Here is a 16,833-nt window from a genome sequence, read left to right as displayed (position 1 = left end):
GAGCTAAGGCCATGCGCGGTTTTCGCGTTTTTGGGCGTGAGCATTCCGAGGCCCTGCAAAGCCTTGACCCGGGATTGGCGCGCATTGTAGGCCTCGCCTCAACGAAAGGCGGCCGCCATGGCAAGAGCGATCATGCTGCAGGGAACCGGCTCGGATGTCGGCAAGACGGTGCTGGTCGCGGGGCTCTGCCGGCTGGCGGCCAATCGCGGGCGCATCGTCCGTCCGTTCAAGCCGCAGAACATGTCGAACAATGCGGCGGTCGCCGATGACGGCGGCGAGATCGGCCGGGCGCAGTGGCTGCAATCGCTTGCCGCCCGCACGCCGTCCTCGGTGCACATGAACCCGGTGCTGCTGAAGCCGCAATCGGAAAACGGCAGCCAGATCATCGTCCAGGGCAGGGTCTTCGGACAGGCCAAGGGGCGGGACTATCAACGGTTGAAACCCCAACTGCTCGGCGCAGTGCTCGAAAGCTTCGAAAAAGTGGCCGATGGCGCCGATCTCGTCATCGTCGAGGGCGCCGGATCGCCGGCCGAAATCAATCTGAGGCCCGGCGACATCGCCAATATGGGTTTTGCGACACGGGCTGATGTGCCGGTCTTGCTGGTCGGCGATATCGACCGGGGCGGCGTCATCGCGTCGCTCGTCGGCACGCATGCGATCCTCGATGCGGACGACCGGGCGATGATCGCGGGCTATATCATCAACAAGTTCCGCGGCGACGTCTCGCTCTTCGATGACGGCATCCGCGCCATCGAAGGCTTCACCGGCTGGCCGTGCTTTGGGGTGGTGCCGTGGCTGGCAGGTGCCGCGCGTCTGCCGGCCGAGGATTCGGTCGTGCTCGAACGGCTGGCGAAGGGGGGCGCAGGTGCCTTGAAGATCGCCGTGCCGGTGCTGCCGCGCATCGCCAATTTCGACGATCTCGATCCGCTGCGCGCCGAGCCGGATGTCGAACTGGTCTTCGTGGGATCGGGCGAACGGCTGCCTGCCGATGCCGGCCTCGTCATTCTTCCCGGTTCGAAATCGACGATTTCCGATCTTGCCGATTTTAGGGCCGAGGGCTGGGATCGCGATCTCGACATGCATGTGAGACGCGGCGGCCGGGTGATCGGCATTTGCGGCGGCTACCAGATGCTCGGCCGCACCGTGCACGATCCGCTTGGGCTCGAGGGCGGCAGCCTGGAGACGCCGGGGCTCGGGCTTCTCGATGTCGAAACCGAGATGGCGCCTGAGAAGACCGTGCGCAACAGCCAGGCCCGCTCGACCGAATATGACGCGTCGCTTTCCGGCTACCAGATCCATCTCGGCATCACCCGCGGCCCGGATTGCACCAGGCCTTCGGCCATCGTCGACGGCGCGCCCGACGGGGCGGTGTCGGCGGACGGCCGGATCATGGGAACCTACCTGCACGGGCTCTTCGGCAGCGATGCCTACCGGGCCAGGCTGCTTGAAAGCTTCGGGCTAGCGGGCGAGCGGAGGAACTACCGCGAGAGCGTGGAGCGGGCGCTGGACGAGATCGCCGGGGAACTGGAGCGTCACCTCGATGCGCGCTGGTTGGCGGGGTTGCTGGAGTAGGGATGGAATGTGCCGGGGATCGCCGATCCGTCTTGCGCCGGTTGGAAGGCCGTCCCCCTGCGGTATAAACGGTTGATCAGAGGCGCCTAACCTTTCCTCCTCATTCCTGTGCTTGTCACAGGAATCCAGTGCGCCCAGGTCCCTGGGTGCGAGAGACACCTTGCTTGGGAAAGAGTCATTCACGGCGCAGACGCGCCGTGGCTGGATTCCTGTGACAAGCACAGGAATGAAGGAGGAGAGGTGGGCGTCTTTCGAAAGAGGAGATGCTCGAAGCAGGGAACTGGTGTTTACCGACCGCCGATCCACACTTGCCAAATTAGTTGACTGAGTCCATTAATTCTCCCAGCGAGAATCCGGTCGAGGGCGATGAACCATGAGCATATTGGATAGATTTTCCCTGGCGGATCAGGTCGCGCTCGTGACCGGCGGCGGCCGTGGCCTCGGCTTCGAGATGGCGCGCGCCCTTGCCGAAGCCGGCGCGCATCTGATCGTCACCGGACGCACGGCGGCAACGCTGGACGATGCCGTGGCGGCCATTCGCGCCGCGGGCGGCACGGCGGAGGCTGCCGTGTTCGACGTCGCCGACCGTAAGGCGCAGCGTGCATTGATGGCCGATATCGAAAAGACCCACGGTCGTCTCGATATATTGATCAACAATGTCGGCGCCCGGGACAGGCGGCCGCTCGCCGAATTCGACGATGACGCCATCATCGAGCTGCTGCACACGGATCTCGCCGCGGCGATGACGCTTTCACGCGACGCCGCCGTGCTGATGAAGCGGCGCAATTACGGCCGTCTGATCGCGGTGACGTCGATCAGCGGTCATGTCGTGATGCCCGGCGACTGTGTCTATCCCGCGGCCAAGCAGGGTCTCACCGGCCTGATGCGCGGCATGGCGGTCGAATTCGGCCCCTACGGAATTACCAGCAATGCGATTGCGCCCGGCTGGTTCGCCACCGAGACGAACGCGGCAATGGCTGCAAACGAGGAACTCATGCCCTTCGTACGCCAGCGCATCCCGGTCCAGCGCTGGGGACGCCCCGATGAAATCGCCGGCGCGGCGCTCTATCTCGCCAGCGCCGCCGCCTCCTTCGTCAATGGCCACGTCCTGACTGTCGATGGCGGCATGACCGTCAGGATGTGAGCGGCGATGCCCGCAGGCGTTGTGACGCCGGCTTGCCGATGAAGGGACTTTCCGTCGTTGACGGCTGGAAATATCGGCTTGGCGCGGCTATCAATCGATATGAAGCCAGCCGGTTCGGCGTTGTCGCCGATTTGCCCGATTTTCCGTCATAAGATCGCGCCGGCTCATGCGGAGGTTTCCAAAATTATCAATCATATTCATTGGCTTATAGAGCAGGGAATCACCAGCGAGCATATCGGCGATCTCGTCACCGGCCTGTGCGAACGCCTGATCGCGGAGGGATTTCCGATCTGGCGGGCGAGCATCAGGATGCCGTCGCTTCACCCGATGTATCGCGGCGTATCGGCCAATTTCTCGCGCGGCGGCGTCACGATCATCGAAACCGCCGAACATGGCAGCGAGACGGAACGCAACTTCGAGCAGACGCCGATATTCTACCTGCTGAACCGCGGCGAGAAGACCGGGCGGTGGAACCTGGCGAAGGGAGAGGGCCTGCACTATACCGAGTTGCACGAATTCGCGCTCGACGGGGGCACGGACCACGTGATCAGCATCTTCGAATTCCCGAAGGAAGTTGCGCTGCGCGGCCTCGGCTTCTCGCTGACCAGCGACGCGCCGGACGGATTTTCCGATGAACAGCTGGCGACCATCCACGAGCTTTTCCCCGCGCTGGGGCTTGCGGCCTACCGGGTCGCGACCTCCAAAACCGCCAGCGATATCCTCGCCGTCTACACCGGTGCCAGGACGAGCGCGCGGATTCTGGCGGGTGAAACCCGAAGGGGAACGGGTGGCTCCATCAATGCCGCGATCCTGCTTGCCGACCTTCGCAATTTCACCGCCTTGACCGAGGTCTATCAGCCGGGGGAGATCGTCGGCTTTCTGAATGATCATTTCGAGCTGATCGGCCGGCATGTTGAGGAGAACTCCGGCGAGATCCTGAAATTCATGGGCGACAGCGTGCTAGCGATCTTTCCGACCGATGCGGACGATCCGCAGACGGCCTGCTTGGCCGCGCTGGCATCCGCCAGGAGCCTTCTGAAGGCGAACGAGGAGCTCAATCGCGAGCGGACGCTGATCGGCGGCCCGGATATCGGCGTCGATGTCGTGCTGCATCTCGGCGAGGTTTTCTACGGCAATGTCGGCGCCAAGGGCAGGCTCGACTTCACGGTGATCGGCAAAGCGGTCAACGAGGCCTCCCGGCTCGAAAAGCTGTGCGGAATGCTCGAGCAGCATCTGTTGATGTCGGAGAGCTTCGCGACGACCTGCGCCGTGCCCTGCGAATATCTCGGCTCGTTCGATCTGCGCGGCGTTTCGAAGAAGGCCGAAGTCTTCAGGCTCGCCGAAGCGTCCTAAGGATCAGATTTCGCCCGAGACCTCGCGGCGGCGGCGGTCTAGCTCCTCGCTGTAGCGGCGCAGCGTGTGGCTTTCGCTGAGCTGGCCGACCACCTTGCGCTCGATCAGATTGTTGACGACGGCGAGCGCTTCGCTTTCGCTCTTGTCGAAGATCGCCGCCGCCTGCCTGGCGTTCATCTGAGGCTGGAGGAAATCGTTGCGGTAGCGGACGAAGTCGGCAAGCGTCTTGCCTTCGTCCTGGACATCCGTCGGATTGGCGTAGATCTCCGGCACCAGCACGAGGCCCGCATATTTTTCGCTCTCCTCGACGAGGATGACGCGCTGGGTCGAGCCGATCGGAAAGGCCTGCTTGAATTCTTCGAGCGAGATGCCGGCTTTCGCCGTCTTGACGTCTGAGCGCATCAGCTTGTCCACGGTGAGATTGCGGATCCAGCCGACATCGTGGGCGCTGCGGATGCTTTCGCCGCGCAGATGGAAGCGCCACGTGGCGAAGGAGTAGCCGAAGGTCGAGCGCACGACGAGCGAGGAGGTGATGACGGCGGCGAGCACCAGCGCCGTGATCGGAAAGTCGCCGGTGATTTCGAGCGCCAGGAAGGTCATGGTCAGTGGTCCGCCGATGACGGCGACGGCAAGCGAACTCATGCCGACCACGGCATAGATGACCGGCGTCAGCGTCGCATCGGCAAAATAGGGACCGCAATAGGCGAAGAGTTTGCCGAGCAGGGCGCCCATGAACAGCGAGGCGAAGAACAGGCCGCCCCTGAAGCCGGAGCCGATCGAGATCGCCGAGGCAAGGGATTTCAAGAGGAAGAGGCCGATCAGCGCCGGGATCGCCACCTCGCGCGCGAGATTGAGGTGCAGCGCGCCATGGCCGGCCGACAGCACCTGCGGCGAGATCATCGCCAGCAGCCCGACGATGATGCCGCCGAGCGCCGGACGGAACGGCGGGGCGATCGAACTCTTGCGGGCGAGCTCCTCGATGAAGGCGACACCCTGCATGAGGAGGATGCCGACGCCGGCGCAGAAGACGCCGAGCAACAGCGCCGGAACATAATCGGCCGGCACGACCGAGCCGAAGCTGCCGATGTCGATGGTGAAATCGCCCTCCGCAAGCAGCCGCGCCACGAGGGTGGACACGAGGGCGGAGACGACGACCGGGGTCAGCGACACGATCGTATAGGTGCCGATGATCAGCTCGAAAGCATAGAAGGCGCCGGTCAGCGGCGCGTTGAAGGCGGCGGCGATGGCGCCGGCCGCGCCGCAGCCGACGAGGATGCGCAGGTCGGAGCGGCGAAGCTGCAGCTTCAGGCCGAATTTCGAGGCGAGGCCGGCGGCAAGCTGGGTATAACCGGCCTCCAGGCCGACGGAGGCGCCGAAACCGTTGGAGATCAGGTTCTGCACGGCGACGATGATGCTGTCGGTCAGCGACAGGCGGCCGCCATGCAGCGCATTGGCCTCGATCGGGTCGACCATCGGCTTCTTGCGCCGTTTGGCCAGAATGAAGAGCAACAGGCCGAGCAGGACGCCGCCCATGACAGGGGCGGTCAGCAGCAGCAGCTTGTCGTCGATCAGCGACGAGCTCAGCCTTTCCTCGTCGGCGATGCCGAAGATCAGCTGGTGGAGCTCGCTGGAAACAAGGCTCATGCCGGTGACGGCAAGCCCGGAGACAATGCCGACGACGGCGCCCGCCAGCGACAGGCCGACTTCGCTACGGCGGGTCAGCGCACGCAGCCGCCCCGGGTCGAAGAAAACACGCAGCGCCCGCAGGCGGCGCCGATCCAATTTCATAAGCATGGCTAGACAACTAGGCGGGGAGAGGCCCGATCAAGGGCGGCGGCGCAGTCCGCTTGCAACGCAATTGCGGCGAAAAGTCGGCGCGCCGATCAAATATTCATGACGTAAGCCTCTGATAAAAGACGATAATTCCGGTAGGGTCAGTCGTATTGTTCCGGTAGCCCTGAGACGATCGGGCGCGGGGACGGCGGCGAAGGCCGTTGACTTCAATCACCGGCTTGCCTAACCATCGTTCCTATAAGGATGGTCGCCTGACCATCCCGATATAACGGATGGTTCCGGATCGGCGTTGCGCCTTCCGGATGAAAAGGGAATGTGACGGGGCGGACCCAAGCCGGGCGCCTTCATCACAGCCGACCCCGCGACTGTAGAGCGGTCAGGGTCTTCCATCCGGCATTCAGCCCTTTCCGCCGGCAGCCAGCAATGGTGCGGGCGGGCGGAACGGACGAGATGCCGGAAAAGCCACTGGAAATGCACGGTGATCAACCGGGGTCGGACGCCTCTATTTCTACGAATCGTCCACCTCTTCACCGAAGCAGCCGGGAAGGCGAGGCAGATCCGCCGGCACGATCAGGGCGACCGGTTTCCGGTCCGCCCCGATCGCGACCGATACCCGCGAGCCAGGAGACCTGCCATCCCGTGCCGGGCGAGAAGCCCAATCCTGGGCAAAGAGCCCGCTGCCAGCACGGAGGTTGTTTTGGCTGAACGAATGAATTCGGCGCTGCCTTGTGTGGCGCGACGGTGGGGTTTCCCCTTCTCCCCAGCGGGGAGAAGGTGGCCCGAAGGGTCGGATGAGGGGGCCGCACGGCAACTCCGTTCTTTTGCCCTTCGCTTGCGCTCAGTGCATTCGCGGTTTCGCCGCTCACCCCCTCAACCGCCTGCCGGCACCTTCTCCCGGCTGGGGGGAAGGGAAACGTGGCACCGCCTCACCCTCCCTAGCGGGAGCGCTTGCGCATGACGGCTCTCCCCAATTCTACCCTCGTCCTCGGCGGCGCGCGCTCCGGGAAATCCCGCTTCGCCGAAAACCTCGTCACATCGAGCGGCCTCGAGCGCCATTACATCGCGACCGGCCGGGCGTGGGATGAGGAGATGCAGGCGCGGATCGATCAGCATAAGGCCGATCGCGGCGCCTGCTGGACCACGCATGAGGAGCCGCTGGCGCTTGCCGAGCGGCTTGCGGCCATCGATGGCGCGGGCAGGGCGATTCTCGTCGATTGCCTGACGCTGTGGCTCACCAATCTGATGATGGAGGGGCGCGATATCGCGGTTCAGGCCGCTGCGCTTGCGGCGTGGCTGCCGCAGGCAAAGGCGCGGCTTGTCATCGTTTCCAATGAAGTCGGCCTCGGCATCGTGCCCGAGAACCGGATGGCGCGGGAGTTCCGCGATCATGCCGGCCGGCTGCACCAGATGATCGCGGCGAAAGCCGGCGAAGTTTATTTCATCGCGGCAGGGCTGCCGCTGAAAATGAAAGGTTGAAGTTCCATGAACCAGCAGAAAATTCCCGCAACCGTCATTACCGGCTTCCTCGGCGCGGGCAAGACGACGATGATCCGCAACCTGCTCACCAATGCCGGCGGCAAGAAGATCGCGCTCATCATCAACGAGTTCGGCGATCTCGGCGTCGACGGCGACGTGCTGAAGGGCTGCGGGGCGGAGAACTGCACGGAGGACGATATTATCGAACTCACCAATGGCTGCATCTGCTGCACGGTGGCCGACGATTTCATTCCGACCATGACCAGGCTTCTGGAGCGCGACCAGCGCCCCGACCATATCGTCATCGAAACCTCGGGTCTTGCGCTGCCGCAGCCGCTGGTGGCCGCCTTCAACTGGCCGGATATACGCAGCGAAGTCACCGTCGACGGTGTCATCACCGTGGTCGATAGCGCCGCCGTTGCCGCCGGCCGTTTCGCCGACGATCACGATGCCGTCGATGCGCGCCGCGTCGAGGATGAATCGCTCGATCACGAAAGCCCGATCGAGGAACTCTTCGAGGATCAGCTGACCTGCGCCGACCTGATCGTGCTCAACAAGACCGATCTGATCGACACGGACGGGCTCGGCCGGGTGAAGAGCGAAGTGACCTCGCGCATCGCCCGCAAGCCGGTGATGATCGAGGCCAGTAACGGCGAGGTGCCGGCCAGCGTGCTGCTCGGCCTCGGCATCGGCACGGAGGACGATATCGTCAACCGCAAGTCCCATCACGAGCTGGAACACGAGGCTGGCGAGCCGCATGATCACGACGAATTCGACAGCTTCGTCGTCGAGCTTGGCGCGATTGCCGATACCGCTGCCTTCGTCGAGAGGCTGAAGGGCATCATCGCCGAACATGACGTGCTGCGCCTGAAGGGCTTCATCGACGTCTCCGGCAAGCCCATGCGGCTGCAGCTGCAGGCCGTTGGCAGCCGCATCGACCAGTATTTCGACCGCGCCTGGACGCCTGGTGAAGCGCGGCGCACGCGCCTTGTCGTCATCGGTCTGCACGAGATGGATCAGGATGCGGTGAGGGCGGCGATCGAGGCGCTGGCATAAGCCCATGCATCTGCTTCTGGCCCAGCAGGGAACGATCAGCGACGGCGACGAGGCCATCGATCTCGGCCAGTCGCCGGGCGATATCCTGTTCCTGTCGGCTGCCGACACCGAGCTTGCGGCGATCGCCGCGGCTCATGCCGGCTGCGCGACGGGGCATTCGCTGCGGCTTGCGAGCCTGATGAGCCTGAAGCACCCGATGTCTGTCGATACCTATGTCGAGCGCACGGCGCGGCACGCGAAGCTGATCATCGTGCGGGCCTTGGGCGGGGCGAGCTATTTCCACTATGCGCTGGAGGCGCTGCATGCTGTGGCGGTCCGTAGCGGAGCGCTGATTGCGGTGCTGCCGGGCGATGCGAAGCCGGATGCGGGGCTGACGCCGTTTTCCAATGTGGCGCTGGAGGATCTGAATGCTCTCTGGGGCTATCTGATCGAGGGTGGCGATGCCAATGCGCGGGGCTTCCTTGCCTATGCCTCGGCGATGCTTTCGGGAGAGGAGAAGCCGGCGCCGGCTGCGCCGCTGATGAAGGCGGGGATATGGTGGCCGGGGCGGGGATTGGTTGGGGTTGAGGAGTGGCGAGGGCTTGCCGGTTCGGTCTTCTCCCCAGCGGGGAGAAGATGCCCGATAGGGCAGATGAGGGGGGCGAGCGACGTAAGGAGTGAGCAACAGGAGTCCGATGTCGAGGTTTGTGGGGTGGCCCCCTCATCCGACCCTTCGGGCCACCTTCTCCCCGCTGGGGAGAAGGGAAAGGCAGCACCTGTCGTCGCCATCGCCTTCTACCGCGCGCTCGTCCAGAGCGGCGAAACCCGCCCCGTCGAAGCTCTGATCGAAGCGCTGCAGGCGCAGGGCCTGCGCCCGCTGCCGGTCTTTGCCTACAGCCTCAAGGACCCCGTCTCCAAGGGCATCCTCGAATCCATCTTCGCCGACCTCAAACCCGATGTCGTCATCAACACGACGGGCTTTGCCGTCTCCGCACCCGGCGCCGATCGTGAGCCGACGGTGCTGGAGGCGAATGACGCCGTCGTGCTGCAGGCGATCTTTTCCGCCTCGTCGCGGGAGGCCTGGGCTGCCTCTTCGCAAGGGCTGTCAGCCCGCGATCTCGGCATGAATGTCGCGCTGCCGGAGGTGGATGGACGTGTGCTTTCGCGGGCCGTCTCCTTCAAGGCGGCTGCCCGTTATGACGCCGCGGTCGAGGCCAATATCGTGTCCAGCGAGCCGGATGCCGGGCGCATGGCCTATGTCGCAGCCCTTGCCGGCAACTGGGCGCGGCTGCGGCGGAAAACGACTGCCGAGCGGCGCGTCGCGCTGGTCATGGCGAATTATCCGAACCGTGACGGGCGGCTCGGCAATGGCGTCGGTCTGGATACGCCGGCGGGCACGATCGAGGTGATGCGGGCGATGGCGAAGGCCGGTTATCCCGTTGCCGACATCCCCGCCGATGGCGATGCGCTCATGCGGCATCTGATGGAGGGGCCGACCAATTCCGGCTTCGACGGCAAGGTGGTGCGCGAGACGATTTCCCTGAGTCGATACAAGAGCTTCTTTGCATCTCTTCCCAAACAGATTCAGGATGAGGTGACGGCGCGCTGGGGCGATCCCGAGGCCGATCCCTATCTGCGCGAGGGCGCTTTCGCTCTGCCCTTTGCCCGGTTTGGTGGCTTGCTCGTCGGCATCCAGCCGGCGCGGGGCTACAACATCGACCCGAAGGAGAGCTACCATTCGCCGGATTTGGTGCCGCCGCATGGCTATTTCGCTTTCTATGCCTTCCTACGCCAAGAGTTCGGCGCCAACGCCGTCATTCACATGGGCAAGCACGGCAATCTGGAATGGCTGCCGGGCAAGGCGCTGGCGCTGTCGGAAAGCTGCTACCCGGAGGCCATCCTCGGACCGCTGCCGCATCTCTATCCCTTCATCGTCAACGATCCCGGCGAGGGCACGCAGGCCAAGCGCCGCACCGGCGCTGTCATCATCGATCATCTGACGCCGCCGCTGACGCGGGCGGAAAGCTATGGGCCGCTCAAGGATCTGGAGGCGCTGGTCGATGAATATTACGAGGCTTCGGGCGGCGATCCCAGGCGCATCCGGCTGCTGTCGCGGCAGATCCTCGAGCTTGTTGCCGATATCGGGTTGGACCGGGATGCGGGGATTGCGAAAGGGGAGAGTGAAGGCGAGGCGCTGAAGAAGCTCGATGCCTATCTCTGCGATCTCAAGGAAATGCAGATCCGCGATGGGCTGCATGTGTTCGGGCTTTCGCCGGAAGGGCGGTTGCTGACGGATCTCACCGTGGCATTGGCGCGGGTGCCGCGTGGGCTGGGTGAGGGTGGGGATGCGAGTTTGCAGCGGGCGATTGCTGGGGATGCGCTGAAAAACCCCTCCCCAACCCCTCCCCACAAGGGGGAGGGACTTACCGTTGAGCGCGCGGTTACCTCCGAGATTAAAGTCGATGACGAGGCAGCGCGCCCAGCAAGCCCCTCCCACCTGTGGGGAGGGGTTGGGGAGGGGTCTTCTTTCGACCCACTCGACTGCGACATGGCCGCCCCCTGGACCGGCCCACGTCCGCCAATCCTGGCCGACCTCCTCGACGCCCCCTGGCGCACCAACGGCGACACGGTGGAGCGCATCGAACTACTCGCGGCCAAACTCGTTTCCGGCGAATTTGCCTGCCCAACCCTCTGGTCCCAGACCAAAGCGGTGCTCGACGAGATCGAAGCCCGTCTCAAGCCCTCCATCCTCGCCTGCGGCCCGGCCGAGATCGCCAGCCTGCTGCGTGGCCTCGATGGCCGTTTCGTGCCGCCCGGTCCTTCCGGTGCGCCGACGCGGGGGCGGCCGGATGTTTTGCCGACGGGGCGGAATTTCTATTCGGTGGATAGCCGCGCGGTGCCGACACCGGCGGCTTATGAGCTTGGGAAAAAGTCTGCGGAGCTGCTGATCCGCCGCTATGTGCAGGATCATGGCGAATGGCCCGTTTCCTTCGGACTGACGGCCTGGGGCACCTCCAATATGCGCACCGGCGGCGATGACATCGCCCAGGCCCTGGCGCTGATCGGCGTCAAGCCGGTGTGGGACATGGCCTCGCGGCGCGTCACCGGCTACGAGATCATTCCGCCGGCCATGCTGCGGCGGCCGCGGGTGGATGTGACGCTGCGCATATCCGGCTTCTTCCGCGATGCTTTTCCCGAGCAGATTGCCCTGTTCGACAAGGCGATCCGCGCCGTCGGCGCGCTGGATGAGGATGCGGCCGACAACCCGATCGCCGGGCGCATGCGCGGCGAGGCGGCGCGGCTCACCGCTGCCGGGCTCGATGAGAAGGCGGCGGCGAAGCGGGCGGGGTATCGCATCTTCGGATCCAAGCCCGGCGCTTACGGCGCGGGTTTGCAGGCGCTGATCGACGAGAAGGGCTGGGAGCGGCGGGCCGATCTGGCCGAGGCCTATCTCGTCTGGGGCAGCTATGCCTATGGCGCGGGCGAGGAGGGCCGGGCGGAGCGCGGGCTGTTCGAGGAGCGGCTGCGCTCCATCCAGGCCGTCGTGCAGAACCAGGACAATCGCGAGCACGATCTGCTCGACAGCGATGACTACTACCAGTTCGAAGGCGGCATGGCGGCGGCGGCGGAAGCGCTTGGCGGGGAACGTCCGGCGATCTATCACAACGATCATTCGCGGCCGGAAAAGCCGGTGATCCGCTCGCTGGAAGAAGAGATCGGTCGGGTGGTGCGCGGTCGCGTCGTCAATCCGAAATGGATCGAGGGCGTCATGCGCCACGGCTATAAGGGCGCTTTCGAGATATCGGCGACGGTCGACTATCTCTTTGCCTTTGCGGCGACGACGGGCGCTATCGGCAGCCATCACTTCGAGGCGGTCTATCAAGCCTTCGTTGCCGACCCCAAAGTGCGCGACTTCATGGCCGAGAAGAACCCTGCCGCGCTTTCCGAGATGAAGGAGCGGCTGCTGGAGGCGATCGAGCGCAGGCTCTGGACGCCGCGCAGCAACTCGGCGCAATTCAACCTCACAGACATCAACGAAACCAGGAAAAGAGCAGGCAGCCAGCCATGACCGAAGAGCCAGTCGCACCCGCCGAAAAGGACGATGCCCGCCATTCCGAGAAGATGGCGAAGAAGAAGGCCGCGCGCGACAAGATCATGGCGACCAAGACGGATGAGAAAGGCCTGATCATCGTCCATACCGGCAAGGGCAAGGGCAAATCATCGGCCGCCTTCGGCATGATCTTCCGCCACATCGCCCATGGCAAGCCTTCCGCCGTCGTGCAGTTCATCAAGGGCGCGATGTGGACGGGCGAGCGCGATCTGATCGAGAAGCATTTCTCCGACATCTGCCAGTTCCACACGATGGGCGAGGGTTTTACCTGGGAGACGCAGGACCGGGCGCGTGACGTGGCGGCTGCCGGTGCTGCCTGGGAAAAGGCCAAGGAACTGATCCGCGACCAGCGCAATTCCATGGTGCTGCTCGACGAGATCAATATCGCGCTGCGCTACGACTATCTCGACATCAACGAGGTGGTGGCGTTCCTGAAGAGCGAGAAGCCGCACATGACGCATGTCGTGCTGACCGGGCGCAACGCCAAGGAAGAGCTGATCGAGATCGCCGATCTCGTGACCGAAATGGAGCTCGTCAAACATCCCTTCCGCTCCGGCATCAAGGGGCAGCCGGGTGTGGAGTTCTAGGGCAATCGAGCTAAACCGTGCCGCGGAATTGCGCGGAAAGAGTTTAATTCGCCAGATGGCTGCGCAGGATCGCGGCCGTTTCCTCATCTGCCGGGAAGAGCGTTTCGATTGCCAGTTCCGACAGGGTGATATCGACAGGCGTACCGAAGACGGTTGTTGTCGAAATGAATGAGAGCAGGCCGGCTTTCGTCGAAAGCTTCAGCGGAACGGCGATGCCGGCGAAGTCGGCATGGCGCTCGCCGGCAGCTTCGGGGGCGGGATAGGAGAGCAGCTCGCTCAACAGCTTTTCCAGCACGGGATCGCCGGAGACCGATATCTGCTGGCGCAGCCGATCCAAGAGATGGGCGCGCCATTCGGAGAGGTTGGCAATATCGGGCGCAAGGCCCTGCGGATGCAGGCTGAGGCGAAGCACGTTGACAGGCGGCTCCAGCAAAGATCGATCGGCCACCGTCTCGAGCAGCGGCGCTATGGCGGCATTGGCGGCAATCAGCGTCCAGTGGCGGTCGATGGCGATGGCGGGGAAGGGCTCGTGGCCCTTCAGCACCATGTCGATGGCGCGCCGCGCCGGCTCCAGGGCGGGATCGTCAAGCCTGCGTTCGGCAAAGACGGGGGCGAAACCCGCCGCGAGCAGCAGCGGGTTCCGGTCGCGCAGCGGCACGCCGAGGCGTTCAGCCAGATGCAGCAGCATTTCGCGGCTCGGCGTCGAGCGCCCGCTCTCGATGAAGCTCAGGTGCCGTTGCGAGATTTCCGCTTCCAGCGCGAGGTCCAACTGGCTCATGCGGCGGCGCTCGCGCCATTCGCGCAGGTGATCTCCGAGAGAGCGGGCGGTCGGGGCCATCAGGCTGCTTCCGGCAATTGATCGATGAAGCCGCGCACCGCTTTGAGCTTGCCGTCTTCGAGTTCGGCAAAATCCGTACCCTTGATCAGCGCTTCGCCATTTTCCGGTCCGAGGCCCCAGGAAAAGCGCAGGTGATCGCCGAAGCCATCGGCCGCGCCGATCAGGGTGAAGCGGAAGCCTGGAAAGCGGCTTTGCACGGCTTCGATCAGCGAGTTGATCTGTTCATGGCCTTGCCCGCGCATCAGCGGATCGACATAGGTGGCCGCTTCCGTCCAGCTTTCGGCGATGAGGGCGCGGCGGCGCGTTGCGTCCGTCTCGTTCCAGATCGCGAGATAGCGTTCGGCGTTGGTCTTTGCGTCGTTCATCGGGTCATCTCCTTTTGATCGCCCGGCCATTCCAGGCAGCGCGATCATCGGCGAAGGCGGTGCACCCTATCAATTACGCCAGAGGTAATGGAAGGTGTCGCGTGTTCTAGATCCCGAGCCAGACGCGCAGCGGGTTCGCCGGATCGGCGAGCAGCTTTACCGCGAGGGCGACGCAGACGATAACGAGCAGCGGCTTGATGAGCTTTGCGCCGATGCGCATGGCGAGCCGTGAGCCGAGCTGGGCGCCGAGGAACTGGCAGACGCCCATCAGCAGGCCGATTTTCCAGAGGATCGCGCCGAAGCTTGCAAAGACGATCAGCGCGCCGAGATTCGAGCCGAAATTGAGGAGCTTGGTGTGGGCGGTGGCCTTCAGCACGCCGAAGCCGGCGAGGGTGACGAAGGCCAGCATGAAGAAGGAGCCGGTGCCGGGACCGAAGACGCCGTCATAAAAGCCGATGGCCGGCACCAAGGTCAGGCCGAAGACGAAAGGCGTGATGATCCGGTGCTTGTCGAGATCGTTGAGGTTCGGCTTGACGGCAAAGAAGATCGCGATCGCCAGGAGCAGCACCGGCATGATCGCCTGCAGCACCTGTCCGGGCACGATCGTCGCAAGGGCAGCGCCGATCGACCCGCCCATCACGGCCATCAGCGCCATCGGCAGCTGCTCGTGCAGCTGCACATGGCCCTTGCGGGCATAGGCAAGCGTTGCCGAGGCGGCGCCGAAGATCGACTGCACCTTGTTGGTGCCGAGCGTCTGGAGCGGCGGAATGCCTGCAATCAGCATGGCGGGGACGGTGATCAGGCCGCCGCCGCCGGCGATGGCGTCGACGAACCCGGCAAAGAAGGCAGCCGCGCAGAGCAGCAGGAGCAGATGGAGGGCGATGTCAGGCAAGATGCTATTCCAGAAGGGCTTTTCGCCGGTCTTGTTGCATTTCCCCCTCCAAGCTGCAATGGCTGCGAGGACACAGCGAGGGCGCATTCGACGGCTTCATGAGTGATATTTCTTTCGATAGGGCGAGGCGGCATGTGCTCGGGCTCGGCTGCGAGCGCGGGACGCCGCCTGCCGAGGTGCTGACGCTTGCGAACGAGGCGCTAAAGACGGCCGGCATCGGCGGGGCGGAGCTTGCGGCCGTCGCTTCCATCGACAGCCGCAGCGAAGAAGCGGCGATCCTTGCCGTCGCGGCGGATTTTGCCGTGCCTGCGGTCTTTTTCGATGCGGCGCGGCTGGAAGAGGAAACGCCGCGGCTCAAAAATCCCTCCGCTATCGTCTTTGCCCATGTCGGCTGCCACGGCGTGGCGGAATCGGCAGCGCTTGCTGCGATCGGCGGGGATGGCGAACTGGTGCTCGGCAAGATCAAATCCGCGCATGCGACGGCGGCGATTGCCCGGATCGGGTTGCAGAAAGCCTGACGGTCGTTATGGTGGCGGCAATTCGCGGCGCCGTCCGGCAAGTCGGCGATTCATATCTAGAGGACAATCATGCACAAGGTCATTTATGACACGGATCCCGGCGTCGACGACGCCATGGCGCTTCTTTTCCTGCACCGCCATCCCGAGATCGATCTGATCGGCATCACCACGGTTTTCGGCAATGCCTCGGTCGAGACGACGACGCGCAATGCGCTTTTTCTCAAGCGCGAATGGGATATTCAGGCGCCTGTGGCCAAGGGCGCGAGCATCACCATCGATGCCGCGCGCGCCGAGCGGGAATGGCCGGCCATGGTGCATGGGGACAACGGCCTCGGCAATATCGAGGTGCCGCACACGATCGACCTGCCGCTCGATCCCCGGCCGGCGCACCGCTTCATCATCGACACGGTGCGGGCCAATCCCGGCGAAGTCAGGCTGGTGGCTGTCGGCCGGATGACCAATCTGGCGATGGCGCTGAAGGAAGACCCGGAGATTGCCGGCCTGGTCAAGGACGTCGTGATCATGGGCGGCAATTTCTATGTGCCGGGCAATGTCTCGCCGGTCGCCGAAGCCAATATTCACGGCGATCCGGAGGCGGCAGACATCGTCATGACGGCGCCGTGGAAGGTGGTCGTCATCGGCCTCGACGTCACCTCGATCACCACGATGAGCCGCAGCTATCTCGGCGCAATGGCGGCAGAAGGCGACGCGGCGGTGAAGCTGCTCGACGGGCTGTCGCAGCATTACATCGATTTCTACAGCCATGCGGTCGATGACGGCATGATGGTGCATGACAGCTGCGCCGCCGTTTACGTCGTGGCGCCCGAGCTTTTCACCACGATCACCGGCGCGGTGCGCGTCGTCTGCGGTGGCATCGCCGATGGCCAGACGGTCGTCAAGCCGGACAGCCGACGCTTCCCGCCGGGCGACTGGGACGGCCTGCCGAGCCAGATCGTCGCCACGGGAATCGAGTCGGAGAAGGTGCTCGGCCTGATCCGCGATACGCTGCTTCGGGCTTGATGCGGCAGAAGGTCGGTTACGGGCTGCTGGCAAGGGCCGCTAACGCCTCTTTCGTCATGCTCGGGCTTGTGCCCCAAGCATCTGCCTCCGTTTGATAGGGCAGCAGATCCTCGGCACAAGGCCACTGC

Annotated in this window: 13 protein-coding genes and 1 riboswitch; of the genes, 9 read left to right on the top strand and 4 right to left on the bottom strand. The window is 64.3% G+C overall.

Features of this window, described 5'->3' with window-relative positions; genetic code table 11:
• Positions 1 to 117: 117 nt before the first annotated feature.
• From CO670_RS30175 to CO670_RS30165, 3 genes are all read left to right on the top strand, one after another.
• Complete coding sequence (locus CO670_RS30175; protein ID WP_097593672.1) at positions 118 to 1,572, top strand: cobyric acid synthase; 1,455 nt, start codon at positions 118 to 120, stop codon at positions 1,570 to 1,572.
• A 373-nt stretch (positions 1,573 to 1,945) separates the two neighbouring features.
• Positions 1,946 to 2,716 (top strand): SDR family oxidoreductase, encoded by a 771-nt coding sequence (locus CO670_RS30170; protein ID WP_097593671.1) that lies wholly within the window; start codon positions 1,946 to 1,948, stop codon positions 2,714 to 2,716.
• A 267-nt stretch (positions 2,717 to 2,983) separates the two neighbouring features.
• Positions 2,984 to 4,069: an adenylate/guanylate cyclase domain-containing protein gene (locus CO670_RS30165; RefSeq protein WP_097593689.1), complete on the top strand. Its 1,086-nt coding sequence runs from the start codon at positions 2,984 to 2,986 to the stop codon at positions 4,067 to 4,069.
• 3 nt (positions 4,070 to 4,072) lie between these two features.
• On the opposite strand, the gene CO670_RS30160 is transcribed toward CO670_RS30165, so the two are convergent.
• Positions 4,073 to 5,863 carry a chloride channel protein gene (locus tag CO670_RS30160; protein ID WP_097593669.1) on the bottom strand — a complete coding sequence of 597 codons (1,791 nt, stop codon included), beginning with the start codon at positions 5,861 to 5,863 and terminating at the stop codon, positions 4,073 to 4,075.
• 256 nt (positions 5,864 to 6,119) lie between these two features.
• Positions 6,120 to 6,515, top strand: a riboswitch (cobalamin riboswitch).
• A gap of 302 nt (positions 6,516 to 6,817) precedes the next feature.
• Between CO670_RS30160 and cobU the strand changes: the two genes are divergently transcribed.
• The 4 genes from cobU to cobO are packed head-to-tail and all read left to right on the top strand — an operon-like array spanning position 6,818 to position 13,072.
• Positions 6,818 to 7,339 carry a bifunctional adenosylcobinamide kinase/adenosylcobinamide-phosphate guanylyltransferase gene (gene cobU / locus CO670_RS30155; protein WP_097593667.1) on the top strand — a complete coding sequence of 174 codons (522 nt, stop codon included), beginning with the start codon at positions 6,818 to 6,820 and terminating at the stop codon, positions 7,337 to 7,339.
• A gap of 6 nt (positions 7,340 to 7,345) precedes the next feature.
• Entirely contained in the window at positions 7,346 to 8,395 is a 1,050-nt protein-coding gene (gene cobW, locus CO670_RS30150) for a cobalamin biosynthesis protein CobW (protein WP_097593666.1), read from the top strand.
• 4 nt (positions 8,396 to 8,399) lie between these two features.
• Positions 8,400 to 12,443 carry a cobaltochelatase subunit CobN gene (cobN, locus tag CO670_RS30145; RefSeq protein WP_097593664.1) on the top strand — a complete coding sequence of 1,348 codons (4,044 nt, stop codon included), beginning with the start codon at positions 8,400 to 8,402 and terminating at the stop codon, positions 12,441 to 12,443.
• Complete coding sequence (cobO, locus tag CO670_RS30140; RefSeq protein WP_097593663.1) at positions 12,440 to 13,072, top strand: cob(I)yrinic acid a,c-diamide adenosyltransferase; 633 nt, start codon at positions 12,440 to 12,442, stop codon at positions 13,070 to 13,072. The genes cobN and cobO overlap by 4 nt, the downstream gene beginning before the upstream one ends.
• A 43-nt stretch (positions 13,073 to 13,115) precedes the next feature.
• Here cobO and CO670_RS30135 read toward each other — a convergent pair whose 3' ends face one another.
• The 3 genes from CO670_RS30135 to CO670_RS30125 form a co-directional block, all read right to left on the bottom strand.
• Positions 13,116 to 13,910 (bottom strand): helix-turn-helix transcriptional regulator, encoded by a 795-nt coding sequence (locus tag CO670_RS30135; RefSeq protein ID WP_097593662.1) that lies wholly within the window; start codon positions 13,908 to 13,910, stop codon positions 13,116 to 13,118.
• Positions 13,910 to 14,275, bottom strand: a complete 366-nt coding sequence (locus CO670_RS30130) for a nuclear transport factor 2 family protein (RefSeq protein ID WP_097593660.1) — start codon at positions 14,273 to 14,275, stop codon at positions 13,910 to 13,912. The genes CO670_RS30135 and CO670_RS30130 overlap by 1 nt, the downstream gene beginning before the upstream one ends.
• Before the next feature lie 106 nt (positions 14,276 to 14,381).
• Positions 14,382 to 15,167, bottom strand: a complete 786-nt coding sequence (locus tag CO670_RS30125; RefSeq protein ID WP_097593659.1) for a TSUP family transporter — start codon at positions 15,165 to 15,167, stop codon at positions 14,382 to 14,384.
• Positions 15,168 to 15,265: 98 nt separating this feature from the next.
• On the opposite strand from CO670_RS30125, the gene CO670_RS30120 reads away from it, so the two are divergent.
• Both CO670_RS30120 and CO670_RS30115 read left to right on the top strand, forming a co-directional pair.
• Positions 15,266 to 15,685: a cobalamin biosynthesis protein gene (locus tag CO670_RS30120; protein WP_097593657.1), complete on the top strand. Its 420-nt coding sequence runs from the start codon at positions 15,266 to 15,268 to the stop codon at positions 15,683 to 15,685.
• Positions 15,686 to 15,754: 69 nt separating this feature from the next.
• Positions 15,755 to 16,705 carry a nucleoside hydrolase gene (locus CO670_RS30115; RefSeq protein ID WP_097593656.1) on the top strand — a complete coding sequence of 317 codons (951 nt, stop codon included), beginning with the start codon at positions 15,755 to 15,757 and terminating at the stop codon, positions 16,703 to 16,705.
• Positions 16,706 to 16,833: the final 128 nt, after the last annotated feature.

Origin of the sequence: Rhizobium sp. J15, from assembly GCF_002531825.1 — a bacterium.
Classification (GTDB): Bacteria; Pseudomonadota; Alphaproteobacteria; order Rhizobiales; family Rhizobiaceae; genus Rhizobium.
The sequence above is the reverse complement of the archived record's forward strand: the minus strand, read 5'-3'. Positions and strand labels throughout refer to the sequence as shown.

Bases quoted from the DNA above. Each gene is read 5' to 3' on its own strand.
- CO670_RS30130 (WP_097593660.1), bottom strand. From the start codon at position 14,275: ATGAACGACGCAAAGACCAACGCCGAACGCTATCTCGCGATCTGGAAC.
- CO670_RS30175 (WP_097593672.1), top strand. From the start codon at position 118: ATGGCAAGAGCGATCATGCTGCAGGGAACCGGCTCGGATGTCGGCAAG.
- cobO (WP_097593663.1), top strand. From the start codon at position 12,440: ATGACCGAAGAGCCAGTCGCACCCGCCGAAAAGGACGATGCCCGCCAT.
- CO670_RS30170 (WP_097593671.1), top strand. From the start codon at position 1,946: ATGAGCATATTGGATAGATTTTCCCTGGCGGATCAGGTCGCGCTCGTG.
- CO670_RS30135 (WP_097593662.1), bottom strand. From the start codon at position 13,910: ATGGCCCCGACCGCCCGCTCTCTCGGAGATCACCTGCGCGAATGGCGC.
- CO670_RS30160 (WP_097593669.1), bottom strand. From the start codon at position 5,863: ATGCTTATGAAATTGGATCGGCGCCGCCTGCGGGCGCTGCGTGTTTTC.
- CO670_RS30120 (WP_097593657.1), top strand. From the start codon at position 15,266: ATGAGTGATATTTCTTTCGATAGGGCGAGGCGGCATGTGCTCGGGCTC.
- cobN (WP_097593664.1), top strand. From the start codon at position 8,400: ATGCATCTGCTTCTGGCCCAGCAGGGAACGATCAGCGACGGCGACGAG.
- cobW (WP_097593666.1), top strand. From the start codon at position 7,346: ATGAACCAGCAGAAAATTCCCGCAACCGTCATTACCGGCTTCCTCGGC.
- CO670_RS30115 (WP_097593656.1), top strand. From the start codon at position 15,755: ATGCACAAGGTCATTTATGACACGGATCCCGGCGTCGACGACGCCATG.
- cobU (WP_097593667.1), top strand. From the start codon at position 6,818: ATGACGGCTCTCCCCAATTCTACCCTCGTCCTCGGCGGCGCGCGCTCC.